The organism is Microcoleus sp. EPA2, from assembly GCA_020882975.1.
Classification (GTDB): Bacteria; Cyanobacteriota; Cyanobacteriia; order Cyanobacteriales; family Microcoleaceae; genus Microcoleus.
The window spans coordinates 19,046-35,489 of record JAHRFD010000003.1 but is presented as its reverse complement, the minus strand read 5'-3'; the positions used below and the strand labels follow the sequence as shown (position 1 = coordinate 35,489).

The following is a 16,444-nucleotide window of genomic DNA, read 5'->3' as shown; positions in this document are numbered from 1 at the left end:
GAAAAACAGGAGGCTTATCCTCCTAATTTTCCTTACTAGGTAGAGCCTAGTAAGGAGTACCATTTAACTCTATTATACAGATAAATCTTGACGTGGTTTAAAAGACTCAACCTCTCGCAATTTCTGGTACAATTCTCGTTCTTCCTCGCTAATTTCCTTGGGAATTAATACCAAGATTTCTACCAATTGATCGCCCCGATCGCCATTTCCTGTCGGATAGCCCTTTCCCGCCAGCCGCAACCGCTTGGACGAAGGAACTCCAGGAGGCAATTTCATTTTCACCCTACCATCGAGCGTGGGTACTTCCACCTCTCCACCCAGCACCGCTTCGCTAGGAGTCAGTGGCAATTCACAGCAAATATCCGACATTTCTAAGCGAAAGAATGGATGGGGAGAAATTGTAATTTTCAAATACAAATCCCCGCCGCCAATGCCTTGATTTCGCAATCGAATTCGCTGGCCAGATACCATGGCAGCAGGCAGATTTACTTCGATTGTCCGCCCGTCTTCTAAAGGAATTCGCTCTAGGCCTCCAGCATAGGCTTTTTCCAAACTCAAAGTCAGCGTGGCCTCAATATCTCTTCTAATTTCTCGCTCTACTGTTTCTCTAACTTCCCTTCTAATTTCCCGCTCCTCCATATCTCTTCTAGGCTCCCTAGAATTAGCCACATAACTCGTTTTCTTAGAAGCCGTACTCCACGGTTCCGGGGAACTAACTCGCTGTGCATCATTCGCTGTGCCCATCCTCACTTCCCGGCGTCTTCCGAGCACTTGGTCGAAAAATTTATTAAAATCTGAGTAGTCGCTAAAATCGACATTATCGGCAGTTTTTCTGCTGCTAGCTTTACTGTTTCCCCAAGTTGAAAAATTGGGAAGTCGCACGCCTTGTTTGCTTTGAAAGCCTTTTTGCTTCCAAAATTTACTAAACTGATCGTATTGAGCGCGCTTATCGATATCTGAAAGAATATCATAGGCTTCATTAATATCCTTAAACCTATCTTCAGCAGATTTGTCCCCTGGATTGACGTCAGGGTGTAACTGTCTCGCCAGCCGTCGATAGGCTTTTTTGATTTCATCGGCGGAAGCATCTCTGGGTACTCCCAGAATTTGATAGTAATTGCGAAAGTTCTGCATAGTTTGAGAAGGAAGAAGGAAGAAGGAAGAAGGAAGAAGGAAGAAGGAAGAAGGAGTTTTAGTCTTGTAGTTTGTTAATTGTACTGACAATTAATCGTGTTAGTTCATCTACTTCTTTAATAACGGGTGAAATTTTCTCTGGTGCTGCTAACCCGACTCTCTCAGAAATGACTAGATGAGTATCCAGTTCTCTGAGCGAACCTAGTGCTATTCGCAAATATCTAATATATTCTTGTCTGGTAACACGTCCATATCCCTCAGCAATGGTAGCTGGTACTGATACAGATGCACGACGGATTTGACTGGTAATACCATAAAGTTCAGATGAATGAAATGATTTCGTTAATTCGTAGCCAAGTTGACAAAGATAAATACCCCGCTGCCAGATGTATTGTTCTCTATGGGTCATACAACATGATTTTCTCCTTGCTTACTATAGTAATCTCTATCTATTTCAAAGAAGTCTAGTGTAGTGGAGGAGGGAGGAGAGAGGAGAGAAAAAAGAAATCTAGAAGAAGTTAGAAAAAAGCCATCAGATATTGTTTGCGGAAAATCTGCTTCTTCCTTCTTCCTTCTTCCTTCTTCCTTCTTCCTTCTTCCTTCTTCCCTCTTCCTTCTTCCTTCAATTACAGCCAATCGTCGTCATCATCCCAATCGTCACTTTGATTTTGATAAGGGCGAGTTGGGCGATTAGCATTACTTCTACGATCGCCCATGCGATCGCGGTCGTAGGGTCGGTCGTAGGGTTGGTCGTAGGGGCGATCGTAGGGTCGGTCGTAGGGTCGGTCGGGAATTGGATCGACAGTCGATCGCCGATAGGGCTTAGCATTCTGATAATAGCTGCTGTCATCGCTGCGCCGCTTGGTACCCTCGCCGGAAAAAGTACGCTTCACCGACTCAAAGAAATCATCATCGTCATCATCGTCAGCAAAAGCTGAAACTTCCCGGCTCAAATCATAAAGAGCATCCTGCAAATCTGAACCAACTTGGTCAACTCCGCGCTCATCATTGCGTTCCAAACTGTCTCGTAATTCTCGAATTAAAGTTTCTATGCGTTGGCGGCTTCTTTGAGCAAACTGCATTCCGCGATCGAGGGCAACTTCCCGCAACTGTCGCTCGGCCTGATAAGCTAAAGCCTCAGCGCGATTGCGTTTTTCCACCCTTTCCCGCTGCAACTTATCAGCTTGAGCAAACTGTTCAGCATCGCGAATCATTTGATTCACTTCCTGCTGAGAAAGGGTCGAAGCACCTTGCACAGTAATACTTTGTTCCCGGCCAGTAGTTTTGTCCAAGGCTGTCACCAACAGCATCCCGTTAGCATCAATATCAAAAGCTACTTGTATCTGCGGAATCCCTCGCGGTGCCGGTGGAACTCCCGTTAGTTTAAACCGTCCCAAAGACTTATTATCTCGGCCTAATTCCCGTTCGCCTTGGATGATGTGAATTTCCACGACAGTTTGGTTGTTTTCAGCAGTGGAAAAAATATCCGATCGCCTGACTGGAATAGTAGTATTGCGAGGAATCAATTTTTTCATCACCCCGCCGATGGTTTCCAAGCCCAGGGACAGGGGAGTGACATCCAACAGCAGCACATCCCGGACATCGCCACCCAAAATTCCTGCCTGAATTGCCGCACCCACGGCGACAACTTCATCGGGATTGACATTTTGATTTGGTTCTTTATCAATCAAACTGCGAACAACTTGCTGAACCAAAGGAATGCGAGTCGAACCACCAACTAACACAATTTCATCAATGCGAGAAGGACTCAAATTGGCATCAGCCAAAGCTTGTTTTACCGGACGGCGCAGCCGCTGCACCAAATCACCGCACAGCCCCTCAAATTGACCGCGAGTCAGCCTCGTTTCCAGATGCAAAGGGCCATCTTCATTGGCATCAATAAAAGGCAAATTAATGTCTGTAGCACCCACTCCCGACAGCTCTATTTTTGCTTTTTCTGCTGCTTCGATCAGGCGCTGCAAAGCTTGGCGATTTTTCCGCAAATCGATGCCTTCTTTTTCTAAGAATTGTTCGGCCAACCAATCGACAATTTTGGAGTCAAAATCATTGCCTCCCAATTGAGTATCGCCGCTAGTTGCTTTAACTTCAAATACTCCATCTCCGACATCTAAAATCGACACATCAAAAGTGCCACCTCCCAAATCAAACACTAAAATAGTTTGACTTTCTCGCCGTTCCAAACCGTAAGCCAAAGAAGCCGCTGTGGGCTCATTTAAAATCCGTTTGACATCAAGTCCGGCAATTCGTCCCGCATCTCGTGTCGCCTGTCGCTGAGAGTCGTTGAAATAAGCAGGAACAGTAATTACAGCCCCCGTCACCTCTTGTCCCAGATAGCGGCTGGCTTCATCGGCCAACTTCCGCAATACCATCGCCGAAATTTCCTCTGGGGCGAAATCTTTTTTCATCCGGGGACACTTGATTTTGATGTTCCCGTTGTCGTCGCGGCGAGTTGTGTAAGGGACGCGCTTTGCTTCTGGAGTCAGTTCGGTGTATTTGCGTCCGATGTACCGTTTGACTGCGTAAAAGGTGTTTTGGGGATTCAAAACTGTTTGGCGTCTGGCCATCTGTCCGACAAGCCGTTCTCCTTCCTTGGTGAAAGCAACTACCGAGGGAGTTGTCCGCATCCCTTCTGCATTGGCAATCACAACCGGTTTGCCACCTTCCATGACGGCTACTACTGAGTTTGTTGTTCCGAGGTCAATGCCAACTACTTTACCCATGCGTCTGTTGTCTCCTGTGGCGTTGTGTTTAGCTTTTTCAATATAAGCGTAGATATGATTGCATTTATTGTACCGCGTCGAGAAGCGGGGGCTGCGGGGGGATTGCCTCACTTGGGGCTAGCGGCTGGGGTTGGTTGGGTGCGATCGCCCTTGGTTCGATGGGCTTTGGCGCAGCAACCGAGAAGCACATTGATTAGAATGGAGAGCAAATTAAGGAATTAATTATAATGACCAGTATCAAATAAATATTAAAATCAGTTCTATACTCAAAATTAAAAGTTATTTCAGAAGAATACAAAGTCTACAATCACAATAAAACTATGAAATTCACTCTAGATGTAGAAAACAACCCCACTGGCTGGCCAGACCACACTCAACTACCCGAATCTGACGGTACTTTTGTGAAAAAATTTCAAGAACATCCCCAAAGCATCTTACTAACCGATTCAATTACTCCCATTTTAGAAAGAATTCACGCTGACGGTAACTATTGCATCGGTCAAGATAGTGGCATTTATTGGCGATTAACTGAGCCGCTGGAACGCGGTGCAGAAGCGCCTGACTGGTTCTACGTGCCCAATGTCCCGCCAACACTAGACGGTCAATTGCGCCGTTCTTATGTGATGTGGCAAGAGTTTGTAGCACCGTTGATTGTGCTAGAGTTTGTATCGGGCAATGGGACGGAAGAACGGGACAGAACACCTTTATTGCGTACCGACAAACAGGAAACTAAACCAGGAAAATTCTGGGTTTATGAAAATGCGATCCGTCCGGCATTTTATGGGATTTATGAAGTTAGGAAAGCTAGCGTTGAAGTCTACAGTCTGATTCAAAATAGGTATGAATTAGTTGCCGCAAACGATCGCGCTCATTATCCGATTCCACAGTTGGGAGTGGAATTGGGAATTTGGCAAGGTACTTATCAAAATGCTGAGTTACCTTGGCTGCGCTGGTGGGACAGTCAAGGGAATCTGTTGCTATCGGGGGCTGAAAGAGCCCAACAAGAACAGCAAAGAGCCGATCGCGAACAGGAAAGAGCAGAACAAGAGCGGCAAAGAGCCGATCGCGCCGAAGACGAATTAGAGCAATTACGCGCTCAATTGCGATCGGCTGGAATTGAACCGCAATTGTAAATAGGAGTGCATCTCAATTTGGGAAGGGCGCGGTGGCAAAAAACCCGGTTCCTGCGTGAATATTTGTATAAATAATCAACAATTTTTGGAAGAAACCGGGTTTTTTTCGTAAGTCTTAAAGAAGTCGGGTATCTAATAATCATCACAGAGGAAACCAAGTGCCGCGCATTTTTGACAACATCGAACTATCTCTGCTACCAGCATTACGAGAAACCATTAAACTCTCCTATCGTGCCGATTTTTGCGTTGGCTATTTCAACCTCCGGGGATGGCGGAGCATTGGCGATTTAATCGAAGCATACATGGGAAATCAAGGAGCCTGCTGTCGCCTTTTGGTGGGAATGCAAAGTTTGCCATCCGATGAATTGAATGCTAGTTTTAGTCTAATTTCCCATCACCGAGGGATTGACAATAGTGCCATTATTCGACTCAAAAAACGGATGGCTGAGGAATTTCGCCAACAGTTAACCATTGGCGCTCCCAACGATATGGATGAAGCAGGATTACGCAGGTTAAGCTATCAGATTAAAACTGGAAAAGTCATTGTTAAATTATTTTTAGCTTATCCCCTACACGCTAAACTATATCTCGTTCACCGTCACGATCCAAACAGTCCGATCGTCGGTTTTCTGGGCAGCAGCAACCTGACTTTATCGGGACTGTCAAAACAAGGGGAATTGAATATTGATATCTTAGATTTTGATGCTTGCAATAAACTGCAAAAATGGTTTGACGATCGCTGGGAAGAATACGGTTGTATTGATATTTCTCAAGAACTTGCAGAAATTCTCGATCGCAGTTGGGCGAGAACCGAACTAATTCCACCCTATCACATCTATCTCAACATTGTCTATCATTTGTCCCGCGAGGCGATCGCAGGTATTGCTGAATTTCAGATTCCCCGCGATTTAGTGGGTTTATTTCAGTTTCAAGAAGAAGCCGTTAAGCTAGCAGCCCGTCACATTACCAAACGGGGAGGCGTGATTATTGGCGATGTGGTAGGTTTGGGCAAAACTTTAGTCGGTACGGCGATCGCCAAAATTCTCCAAGAAGATTGTTCCTTAGAAACCCTGATTATTTGTCCGAAAAACTTAGTCAAAATGTGGCAGGAATATGCAGATAAATATCGCCTGCTGGCAAAAGTCTTATCCATCAGTCGGGTGCAGCAAGAATTACCGGAATTGCGCCGCTATCGAGTTGTCTTAATCGATGAAAGTCACAACCTCAGAAACCGCGAAGGTAAGCGATACCGAGCCATTCAAGAATATATTGCCATCAATGAAAGTAAATGTATTCTACTTTCAGCAACTCCCTACAACAAAACCTATTTAGATTTATCTGCTCAATTGCGACTGTTTGTTCCTGAAGACCAAAATTTAGGATTACGCCCGGAAGCTTTGCTAAATCAATTGGGCGGCGGTAGTCAAGGAGAGTTAGAATTTATGAAGCGGCATCAATGTTCCGTGCGCTCTTTAGCTGCTTTTGAAAAGAGCGAACATCCTGATGATTGGCGAGACTTGATGAAGCGCTACATGGTGAGGAGAACTCGCTCGTTTATTAAAGAGAATTATGCGAAAACTCATGCAGAAACCGATCGCAAATATCTAGAATTTGCCGATCGCACGCGCTCCTATTTTCCCTCGCGCCTTCCCAGAACCATTAAGTTTTCCTCTGAAACTTCCACAACTAACTCCCAGCTTGACTTTGAGGAAATTGTCGAAGTCATCAACGCCCTAAATCTGCCCCGTTACGGGCTCGGAAATTACATCGCCAAAAAACCCAAACAACAGCCGACTGAAGCAGAGCAGCGACAGTTAAATGCCCTATTCCGTGGGGGTCGCCGGTTAATGGGATTTTCGCGAACAAATCTGTTTAAACGGCTAGAAAGCAGCGGCAGTGCCTTTATTCAGTCGATCGAGCGGCACATCCTGCGGAATTTTATCTACTTATATGCGATCGACCAAAACTCCGATATCCCGATCGGCACTCAGGATGCAGAATTATTGGATACCCGCAACAGCGACGAAGATGCTGATGCAGTTGTGATGAGCAATTTTGATACCGAAGAAATCGAAGACGAATCGGGGGAGCTTTCAGATATCGAAGCGGAATTGCAGTTAGACGAAAAAAGTTTTAAACAGCGGGCAGAATTAGTTTATCAAGAATATCAAACGCGCTACCAGCGCAGATTTAAATGGCTCAAATCCGACTTTTTTGATAGCAAGAAGTTAAAACGGGATTTACTAGCAGATGCCCGCTCTTTAATTGAAGTATTGCAAACTTGCAGCGTCTGGCATTCTCAACCCGATGAAAAATTAGCTGCTTTGGTGAGATTGCTGACAGAAACTCACCCCCACGAGAAAGTATTAATTTTTACTCAATTTGCCGATACAGTCCGCTATCTAACCGACAACTTAACCAAGTTAAATATTGCGGGCGTTGCATCAGTGACCGGCAAATCAAAAGACCCCACCGAACTCACATTTCGGTTTAGTCCAACTAGCAACGGTAAGCGTGAAAAAATCTCACCAGAACAAGAATTGCGCGTCTTAATTGCCACCGATATTCTGAGTGAAGGTCACAACTTACAAGACAGTGCGATAATCGTTAATTATGACTTACCTTGGGCAATCATTCGGTTGATTCAGCGGGCCGGAAGAGTAGACAGAATCGGACAGCAAGCAGAACAGATTTTGTGCTATTCATTTTTGCCAGAGGAAGGAGTAGAGCGGATTATCAACCTGCGCGAAAGACTACGCCGAAGGTTACAAGAGAATGCCGAAGTTGTGGGAACTGACGAGACATTTTTTGAAGATGATTCACCCCAAGTCATTCTGGATATTTACAATGAAAAATCCGGCATTTTAGATGGAGAAGAAGATGCCGAAGTTGACTTAACATCCGAAGCTTTTCAGATTTGGAAAAATGCGACAGACAAAAATCCAACTTTGAAAAAAACCATTGAATCCCTGCCAAATGTAGTTTACTCAACTCGCAATCATACACCAGAACCATTGCAGCCCGAAGGAGTTTTATTGTACATGAAAACCGCCGAGGGAAATGATTCCTTAATTTGGGTCGATCGCGCTGGAAACAGCGTCAGTCAATCGCAACTAGCCATATTAAAAATTGCCGCCTGCGACGAATCCACACCAGCAATCCCCAGAGACAAACAACATCACGAATTGGTCACAAAAGGTGCAGAATTGATAGCAGAAGAAGAGTCAAATGCGGGCGGACAATTGGGCCGGTCTTCCGGGGCGAGATTCCGAACTTATGAACGTTTGAAGAGTTACGCGCAGTCCATGCGTGGTACAATATTCGCATCCGAGGAATTGTCAAAAGCCATTGATGAAATTTACCGCTATCCCCTGCGCCAGTCGGCAATTGACACGTTAAATCGGCAATTAAAAAGCGGTATTGGCGATCGGGCTTTAGCAGAATTAGTCGTAGCATTAAGAATGGACGACCGTTTTTGTATAGTTAGTGAAGATGGAGAAAAACGGGAACCGATGATTATTTGTTCTTTAGGCTTATTTCAGGAGATATAATAACTATTGGGATTCGAGAAACCGGGTTTTTGCGATAATACTCGTTGATAGCCTTGAATCTAGGAAAAAACCCGGTTTCTGACTACCCGCTTCTTCCTTCATATATAACCATGCCGCAAACACTTACAGAATCGCGCCAACTCCTCCAAGACTTTGAATTCAACAAACTATTCGTCCAACAACTCGGTTGGGACAATCCATCATCCCCAAAAATTATATCCGCAGAAATAGACGGCGAGACTTATGCCCGAAAAGCCATCGCCCAACTTTTAGGAGTAGTTGTATATGAAATTACCACCGCTAGCGGCCACATTCCCAATGCGAATCAAAGACTGACTATTTATCGCGAAATAGTCCAAATATCCCGCGAAAACATCTTGATTTTTATTGATGCAAATCGCACCAAATCTCTCTGGTATTGGGTGAAGCAAGAAGGTGCAAAACTTTATCCTCGCGATCATGTATACGTGAAACGGGAACCCTGCGATTTACTGTTGAGTAAAGTCACAGCTTTAAAAGTTGAATTAGCAGAATTAGAAACCCTGTCAGTGATTGATGTCGCCGAAAGATTGCAGGCGGGATTGGATGTCGAACGAGTAACTAAGAAGTTTTTTGAAGAGTTTAAACAGCAACACGTTGAATTTTTAAGTGTGATTCGCGGCATTGACAAAGAAACAGATAGACGCTGGTATACTTCGGTTTTACTCAACCGCTTGATGTTTGTTTATTTTTTGCAGCGCAAAGGATTTATCGACAGCGGCAAAATGCTGTACTTGCAGGAAAAATTAGCTGAAAGCAAGCAGCGGGGAACGGATTTATTTTACTCGGAATTCTTGAAAACACTGTTTTTTGAGGGATTTGCTAAGCCACAACACGAACGAACTTCTGAGGTTGAAACGCTGATTGGCAATATTAAATATTTGAATGGCGGACTGTTTCTGGAACATCCCATCGAACAGAATTATCCGAATATCGCTATACCCGATGCTGCTTTTGAGAAAATCTTAGATTTATTTGCGCGCTATTCTTGGAATCTCGACGATACAGTGGGCGGGAAGGAAAACGAGATTAATCCGGCGGTTTTGGGATACATCTTTGAGAAATACATTAACCAAAAAGCCTTTGGTGCTTATTATACCAGACCAGAGATTACCGAATATTTGTGCGATCGCACAATCAACAAACTAATCCTCGATAAAATTAATGAGGGCGGGCACGGGGGCACCGCCCCTACAGAAGAAAACCAGCATTTTGTAGGGGTAGTGCCCCCGTGCCTACCCCATGCCACCAATCAGGGCGGGCACGGGGGCACCGCCCCTACCACCAATCAGGGCGGGCACGGGGGCACCGCCCCTACCACCAATCAGGGCGGGCACGGGGGCACCGCCCCTACCACCAATCAGGGCGGGCACGGGGGCACCGCCCCTACCACCAATCAGGGCGGGCACGGGGGCACCGCCCCTACATTTGAAACCATCACCGAACTCCTCACCAATCTCGACGCCAATCTCTGCCGCCACCTACTAACAGAAATCCTCCCAAACCTCACATTATTAGACCCATCCTGCGGTTCCGGCGCGTTTTTAGTCGCAGCGATGAAAACGCTGATTTACATCTATTCAAAAGTCATCGGTACAAGCAAGTTTTTAAATGACCGCCACCTCAATGACTTACTAAAAACCATCGAAACCGAGCATACATCACTCAACTATTATATCAAAAAACGGATTATCAGCGACAACCTCTACGGCGTGGATATCATGCCGGAAGCAGTGGAAATCGCCAAATTGCGACTGTTTTTAGCCTTAGTTTCGGCGGCCCACGATGTCAGCCAATTGGAACCGCTGCCGAATATTGACTTTAACATCATGGCGGGTAATTCCTTAATTGGATTGATTCGAGTGGATGAAGAACGATTTGATTCTGTAGGAAATTCGCGCCAAGGTAATTTACTGCAAATTTTAGCTTCTGCTAATTACAAAGGAATTTTATCGGACAAGAATAAGTCTATTGATTTATATAAAAAACACGCTTTTCAGTCTGGGGAAGAGGAAGGAACTTCTCAAGAATCGCGCTTGTTAAATTTGCGGCAGCATATTGAAAAGTTAAACCAGGAGTCGCAAGTCAAGTTAAATCAGTTATTGTTTGATGAGTTTACCAGGCTGAAAATTAAGTATGAAGAAGTGCAGCTAGCGGGGAAACCGAAGAAACGAGTTTTAACTATTGATGATATTGCAAGATTGCAACCGTTTCACTGGGGATATCACTTTGACAGAATTTTAGAACGTGGTGGATTTGATGCGATTATTACCAATCCACCTTGGGAAATTTTTAAGCCAAATGCTAGAGAGTTTTTTGTGCAGCATAACGAACTAGCAAAAAAAAGTAAGATGGATATCAAAACTTTTGAAAAAGAGCAAAATAAAATTCTGCAAAATCCTGAGATTGCTGAAACTTGGTTAAAATATTTGAGTGAATTTCCTCATGTTAGTGCTTACTACCGTTCAGCAGAACAGTACAAAAATCAGATTTCCATTGTCAACGGCAAAAAGTCTGGTACTGATATTAACTTCTACAAGCTTTTTCTAGAGCAATGTTTTAACCTCTTACGCCCAAATGGTGAGTGCGGCATCATCATTCCTTCAGGAGTTTATACTGATTTAGGAACCAAGCAACTGCGGGAAATGTTATTTGTTCAGACTGAGATTGATGCACTGTTTGGTTTGTCGAATGAAAGGTTTATTTTTGAAGGAGTGGATCACCGCTTCAAGTTTTGCTTGCTCACTTTTGAGAAAGGTAAAAGTACAGACTCATTTCAAGCTGCTTTCCGCATCAATCCGCGAGAAGCGATTCGCGTGGACAAACTGGATACTTTTCTGAATAATCAAGATGAATGTATTGAGATTTCTGTTAACCTGATTCGCCGCTTATCTCCTGACTCTCTCTCGGTGATGGAGTTTAAAAATGAGGGAGATATTCGGATTGCTGAGAAAATGCTGCAATTCCCTTTACTGGGCGAACAGATTGAGGGGAAATGGAATCTGCGGTTAACTGCGGAATTTCACATGACTAATGACAGTCATTTGTTCAAGCAAGAACCAGGGAAAGGGAGACTGCCACTTTATGAAGGTAAAATGATCGAGCAGTTTAGTCATACTCTTTGCGAACCGCGTTATTGGATAGAGGAATCAGAAGGAAGAGCTGCGATACTTGGAAAAGAACAGGATAGAGGTCAAACTCTAGATTATCAGACTTATAGAGCTGGATTTCGTAAGATAGCAAGAAATACAGACACAAGAACAATGATAGCGACAGTTATCTCACCCAACTTTCAAGCAGAAAACTTCCAGTCAGTGTTGCGCTGCTCAAAAGGTAGTGAGACTCCACCTAATAATCATCAGTGTTTATATTTAGTCAGTGTTTGGAATAGTTTTATTGTCGATTATGCACTTCGATCTCGAATTTCAGCAAACATCAACTTTTTCTATGTTTACCAACTTCCCATACCTCGATCGACATCAGGTGAAAAATACTTCACCGACATCGTACAACGCGCCGCCAAACTAATCTGCACCACCCCAGAATTTGACGAATTAGCCCAAGAAGTCGGCTTAAACTCCCACCGAGAAGGCGTTACCGATGAAACAGAACGGGCTCAATTGCGAGCCGAATTAGATGGCATCATCGCCCACCTTTACGGCTTAACAGAAGCAGAATTCGCCTACATTTTGACTACTTTTCCCATCGTCCCCGAAACCGTGAAACAAGCAGCATTAGCCGCCTATCGCACCTTTGCACTATCATCTGGGCCAACCTGAAATCATCAAAATTTCGAGCACTCCCGCGCAATTTCCCAATCTTCCTGGGTGTGAATTACTAAAACTTTCACCGCAGAATCTGCCGTCGCAATATCTGCATCAATGGGCGACTGTAGATTCTGCTCTTCATCCAATTTTAAACCCATAAATCCAAAAGCTTCGCAAGCAGCAGCCCGCACAATAGGGGAATTTTCCCCAACACCCGCCGTAAAAATCAAAGCATCCAATCCTCCCAAACTCGCCAACATCGCCCCGATACCGGCACGCAAACGGTGGATGTAAATATCCAATGCTAGTTGAGCTCTCTCATTACCTTGGGAAATCGCTTCCACAATCTGTCGCATATCAGCAGACACCCCAGAAATCCCTTTCAAACCAGAATTGCGATTGAGTATATTGTCAAGTTTTTCGGCAGTTAAATCCGATCGCCTTAACAGATGAATTATAATACCAGGATCGATGGAACCCGATCGACTTCCCATCATCAAACCTTCCAAGGGCGTAAATCCCATCGTCGTATCCACACTGACGCCACCGCGAATAGCAGCCAGAGAACACCCGTTGCCCAAATGACAGCTAATCAGCCGCAAATCTGCCAAATCACGCCCCAGAATTTCGGCAGCCCGACGCGCGCAATATTGATGGCTAATCCCGTGAAAACCGTAGCGGCGAATGTCTTTTTCCAGCCATTCGTAGGGGCCTGGATACACAAAGGTGGCGGGTGCTAATCCTGCGTGAAAAGCTGTATCAAATACTGCTATTTGCCGCACATTTGGGAGGATTTTTTCGATCGCCTCAATGCCTTCAAGATTGACGGGATTGTGTACGGGGGCGAAAACTGCTAAACGGGCGATCGCCTCTTTAACATCGGGTGAAATTAACGTACTTTGCTGATACTCTTGCCCGCCGTGTACGACGCGGTGCCCGACAATATCAATCTCGTTTAGATTGTTAATGGTTTGAGTTTTTCCCTTCCACAGAGTCTCCAGCATTCGATAAATAGCAGCTTGGCGAGATTCTGAGGTAAACTCCTCCTCTAGCTGACTACCTGCTGCTGTTTGGACTTTCAATTCTGATACATTCTGCTGGTGAGTCCAATCAATTTTTGCTTCCCACAGAGGTTGCAAAGGGCGATCGGATTCCACATCTTTTAACTCATAAAGACAGCTTTTTTGACTGCTAGAACCTGCGTTTAAAACTAATATTTTCATGGTTTTTAGATCCTTGGGCGATTGAAATCGCTACTACACAAACGAAGTCCGCCTCCGCGGACTAAGAAAAGTTGAGTTGCTGACTATTTTATGAAGAAAAATGTCGAAATGTTAACTCTTAATGCAATTAGTAGCTAACAGTTGCGGTTGTTTGATATATCTTCTGATTAGATTTTCATTTACTAAAATTTAAGGAGTCAAATCGATGTTTACACCAATTTTACTTGCTGTTGCCCCCAGAACCGTAGAATGGAGTCCTACTATTGCTTTGATCATGATTGCTTGTAATATTCTAGCGATCGCGATCGGCAAATCAACGATCCAAAATCCGAGCATAGGCCCAGCAATGCCCTCATCGAGTATGTTTGGTGGTTTGAGTTTGGGTGCTGTGTTGGGAACTACTGCATTTGGTCATATTTTGGGAGCAGGTACTATTTTAGGATTGTCTTACATAGGCGCAATTTAGAATCTAGGATGATTGTGGCGCAGCTTACCGACAATTTCAAGTACCGGGTAAGTTGCGCAGAGTTTCATCCATGTACGAGCGATCGCCCAAAACCTCCAGCATCGGCCCGCGCACATCAAACTTGACAATACTAATAGAAGCTGCTAAAGCGGCAATGCGATTGCGATAACTTCCCAAATCGATTCCCAACAAACTGCAAAGAATAATCCGAATAGTCGCCTTGTGCGAAACTACCAAAACATTACCATCTTTGTATTTTTCCTGAATTTCTGCGATAATTAAAGACGATCTGCTAGCAATTTGCACAGAAGTTTCGCCATCAGTCGGTGGATTCCAAGCCGGTTCCGTCAACCAATTAATGTAATCTTGGGCATATTTTTCGCGGACAAATTCAACTGTTTGACCCTCCCACTTGCCGTACTTAATTTCCCTCAAGCCGTCGCGGAGTTGCATTTGAATTCCCAGAGTATCACACAAAGGTTTTGCAGTTGCGATCGTGCGTTTCATGGGACTGACATAAACAGCATTCCAAGGCAATTTTGCGTAAGTTGCAGCAAATTGTTCGGCCATTTGAGCACCTTCGAGCGTTAATTCTGGATCGAGGTCGCCGCAGAAACCACCTGTTTTGCTGTAAACTGTTTCACCGTGGCGCAGAAAGTAGATTTTTAGGCTCATATCGATATCTTATTTGGTGAAGAGATTTTTTTTATTAACCACAGAGGGCGCAGAGGGCGCAGAGTTAGAGAAGAGAGAGGTTTGTAGTAAGGACTTCAGTCCTTATAAATTAGTTTAGTCTAATTAACAAAATAATTTAAAAAACTCCTTCAAATCATCGAGAGCACGATTATCCCAATCCCAAATATCTTTTTTGTGTTCCATAACATAATCAAATTTAGACATACTGCATTTACTTCCAGCTTGTTTCTGTTTTTATACATTTGTTTACCAAGTTCAGCCGCTCTGGCTCTGAATCGTTATCAAGATCGATAATAATCCCGATTTTTTGTATATCTCTTTTTTGTAAGTCGGCTTCTAAAGCTTTTAACGTAGTGATTAACTTTGTTTCACTCAAGCCTTCCAAACTTTCATAATCATCTCTATAAATAGGTGGTTCTACCTGGATATCGCAGTTTAGTTTCTCAACCATTGCCTTCATAAAAATTGCATCATTTTTACTTTCTACTATGACAATATTACTCACCTCTCACTCCTTTTTGATGCTCTAGTGCGTAATTCAAAGTTTCTAAATCGCGTCTGATGGCGATTATGCGCTCGGTTTTGGGTTTCTTTGCCATTTCAAAATATGCGCTGCTGCATTCCTGCTTAGATTCTAAACCAACATCCCCAAATGCTTGCAGCATCTCTAAACTGTGAGTTGTGGCAAAAATCTGGGTATCCAGTTCAACCGCTAACCGAAATAACACTCTCCAAAATTCCCGCTGATTTGTATAGTGTATGCCATTTTCTATCTCATCAATTAGCAGTATTTTGTGTTCGCTGTTTACCAGTTTAAGGATTATTTCTGCAACTCTGTTAATGGCATCTCCAAACAATGATAAAGGCAAACGCTTTTCGCCTTTTCTTCTCAAGTATAGCGTGGGTTCGCCAATTGAAAAACTTTCTACTGATTCTATCGCCGGATCGATAACTTGAAAAGCTTTCAAAACTTCGCTATCTTTGTCATCCAAACGCGCGTTATCGTATGCTTCTGTGAGTTTTTTTCCCGAAATCCTGAGCCAGGAGGGAATGATTGGTACTTCGTCAAGAGAAATCCGAAAATTGAGTAAACCTCCGGCAGCAACCGGTGATAATGACCAAGTAGATTGGTCTTCGTTTCTCATGAACTCAAAATTTATCTTGTTTTTAATTGAATTGATTTCTACTTTAATTTCTAATCGATCGGTGTTATTGTTGTCGTCTTTGCCAATAATTACTATGAATCTATCTTTTTTTAGTGCATAAAATAAGTTGTCCCAGGCTCTATCAGGCATAGCTTCTAGGGCTTTTGATGGCTCTCTTCTCAGCTCTCTTAGGATTACGAGACTGCTAGCATCGGGAGCAAAATTGAGAAAAATTGCTTCTAGCAAAGCTGTCTTGCCAGCATTGTTTTTACCGCCGATTAAATTGACTCTTTCAAACCCAGAAATTTTGATTTGCTCAAAGCACCTAAAATTTTGGATTTCTATTTCTTTAAGCATTACCGCTCCTTTTGAATGTACAAATCCTAAATCGTGGTTGATTTATGCTAATCTGACTTAGATATTATAACGCAGATGGCGCAGGCATGAATATCGATTAACCCGCAAGTCCGCCGGGGGTTAAAAACCCCCGTCTCATAGCGAAAGTCCTCTGAAAGAGGACTGAAAAGCCAATTAAATAAACCACTTAGT

Annotated in this window: 13 protein-coding genes; 5 read left to right on the top strand and 8 right to left on the bottom strand. The window is 43.8% G+C overall.

Annotated elements, in window-relative coordinates:
* Positions 1–72: 72 nt before the first annotated feature.
* Genes AAFP14_RS04495 through dnaK form a run of 4 tightly spaced genes read right to left on the bottom strand, consistent with a single transcriptional unit; the run spans position 73 to position 3,875 of the window.
* The gene (locus AAFP14_RS04495; RefSeq protein ID WP_341731113.1) at positions 73–1,134 is read right to left on the bottom strand and encodes a DnaJ C-terminal domain-containing protein; all 1,062 of its coding nucleotides are present in this window, start codon (positions 1,132–1,134) and stop codon (positions 73–75) included.
* A gap of 58 nt (positions 1,135–1,192) precedes the next feature.
* Positions 1,193–1,543, bottom strand: a complete 351-nt coding sequence (locus AAFP14_RS04490) for a four helix bundle protein (protein ID WP_341731112.1) — start codon at positions 1,541–1,543, stop codon at positions 1,193–1,195.
* Positions 1,540–1,770, bottom strand: coding sequence for a hypothetical protein (locus tag AAFP14_RS04485; protein WP_341731111.1), 231 nt, complete (start codon positions 1,768–1,770; stop codon positions 1,540–1,542). Before AAFP14_RS04485 ends, AAFP14_RS04490 begins: the two co-directional genes overlap by 4 nt.
* On the bottom strand, positions 1,761–3,875 hold the full coding sequence (gene dnaK, locus AAFP14_RS04480; RefSeq protein ID WP_341731110.1) for a molecular chaperone DnaK: 2,115 nt from the start codon (positions 3,873–3,875) through the stop codon (positions 1,761–1,763). The genes AAFP14_RS04485 and dnaK overlap by 10 nt, the downstream gene beginning before the upstream one ends.
* 54 nt (positions 3,876–3,929) lie before the next feature.
* Here dnaK and AAFP14_RS04475 point away from each other — a divergent pair, with 54 nt between their 5' ends.
* The 4 genes from AAFP14_RS04475 to AAFP14_RS04460 all read left to right on the top strand — a co-directional run bounded on the left by AAFP14_RS04475 (position 3,930) and on the right by AAFP14_RS04460 (position 12,377).
* The gene (locus AAFP14_RS04475; protein ID WP_341731109.1) at positions 3,930–4,097 is read left to right on the top strand and encodes a hypothetical protein; all 168 of its coding nucleotides are present in this window, start codon (positions 3,930–3,932) and stop codon (positions 4,095–4,097) included.
* A 98-nt stretch (positions 4,098–4,195) separates the two neighbouring features.
* Positions 4,196–5,008 carry a Uma2 family endonuclease gene (locus tag AAFP14_RS04470; RefSeq protein ID WP_341731108.1) on the top strand — a complete coding sequence of 271 codons (813 nt, stop codon included), beginning with the start codon at positions 4,196–4,198 and terminating at the stop codon, positions 5,006–5,008.
* A gap of 158 nt (positions 5,009–5,166) precedes the next feature.
* Positions 5,167–8,559 (top strand): helicase-related protein, encoded by a 3,393-nt coding sequence (locus tag AAFP14_RS04465; protein ID WP_341731107.1) that lies wholly within the window; start codon positions 5,167–5,169, stop codon positions 8,557–8,559.
* Positions 8,560–8,669: 110 nt separating this feature from the next.
* Positions 8,670–12,377, top strand: a complete 3,708-nt coding sequence (locus AAFP14_RS04460) for an Eco57I restriction-modification methylase domain-containing protein (RefSeq protein ID WP_341731106.1) — start codon at positions 8,670–8,672, stop codon at positions 12,375–12,377.
* A 5-nt stretch (positions 12,378–12,382) separates the two neighbouring features.
* Here AAFP14_RS04460 and AAFP14_RS04455 read toward each other — a convergent pair whose 3' ends face one another.
* Entirely contained in the window at positions 12,383–13,588 is a 1,206-nt protein-coding gene (locus tag AAFP14_RS04455; RefSeq protein ID WP_341731105.1) for an acetate kinase, read from the bottom strand.
* Between the two features lie 205 nt (positions 13,589–13,793).
* Here AAFP14_RS04455 and psaK point away from each other — a divergent pair, with 205 nt between their 5' ends.
* Positions 13,794–14,054: a photosystem I reaction center subunit PsaK gene (gene psaK / locus AAFP14_RS04450; protein ID WP_341731104.1), complete on the top strand. Its 261-nt coding sequence runs from the start codon at positions 13,794–13,796 to the stop codon at positions 14,052–14,054.
* Positions 14,055–14,090: 36 nt separating this feature from the next.
* Here the strand turns inward: psaK and AAFP14_RS04445 are convergent, their stop codons facing one another.
* The 3 genes from AAFP14_RS04445 to AAFP14_RS04435 form a co-directional block, all read right to left on the bottom strand.
* Positions 14,091–14,729, bottom strand: coding sequence for a histidine phosphatase family protein (locus AAFP14_RS04445; protein ID WP_341731103.1), 639 nt, complete (start codon positions 14,727–14,729; stop codon positions 14,091–14,093).
* A gap of 232 nt (positions 14,730–14,961) precedes the next feature.
* Positions 14,962–15,255: a DUF3226 domain-containing protein gene (locus AAFP14_RS04440; RefSeq protein WP_341731102.1), complete on the bottom strand. Its 294-nt coding sequence runs from the start codon at positions 15,253–15,255 to the stop codon at positions 14,962–14,964.
* Positions 15,248–16,252, bottom strand: coding sequence for an AAA family ATPase (locus AAFP14_RS04435; protein ID WP_341731101.1), 1,005 nt, complete (start codon positions 16,250–16,252; stop codon positions 15,248–15,250). The genes AAFP14_RS04440 and AAFP14_RS04435 overlap by 8 nt, the downstream gene beginning before the upstream one ends.
* Positions 16,253–16,444: the final 192 nt, after the last annotated feature.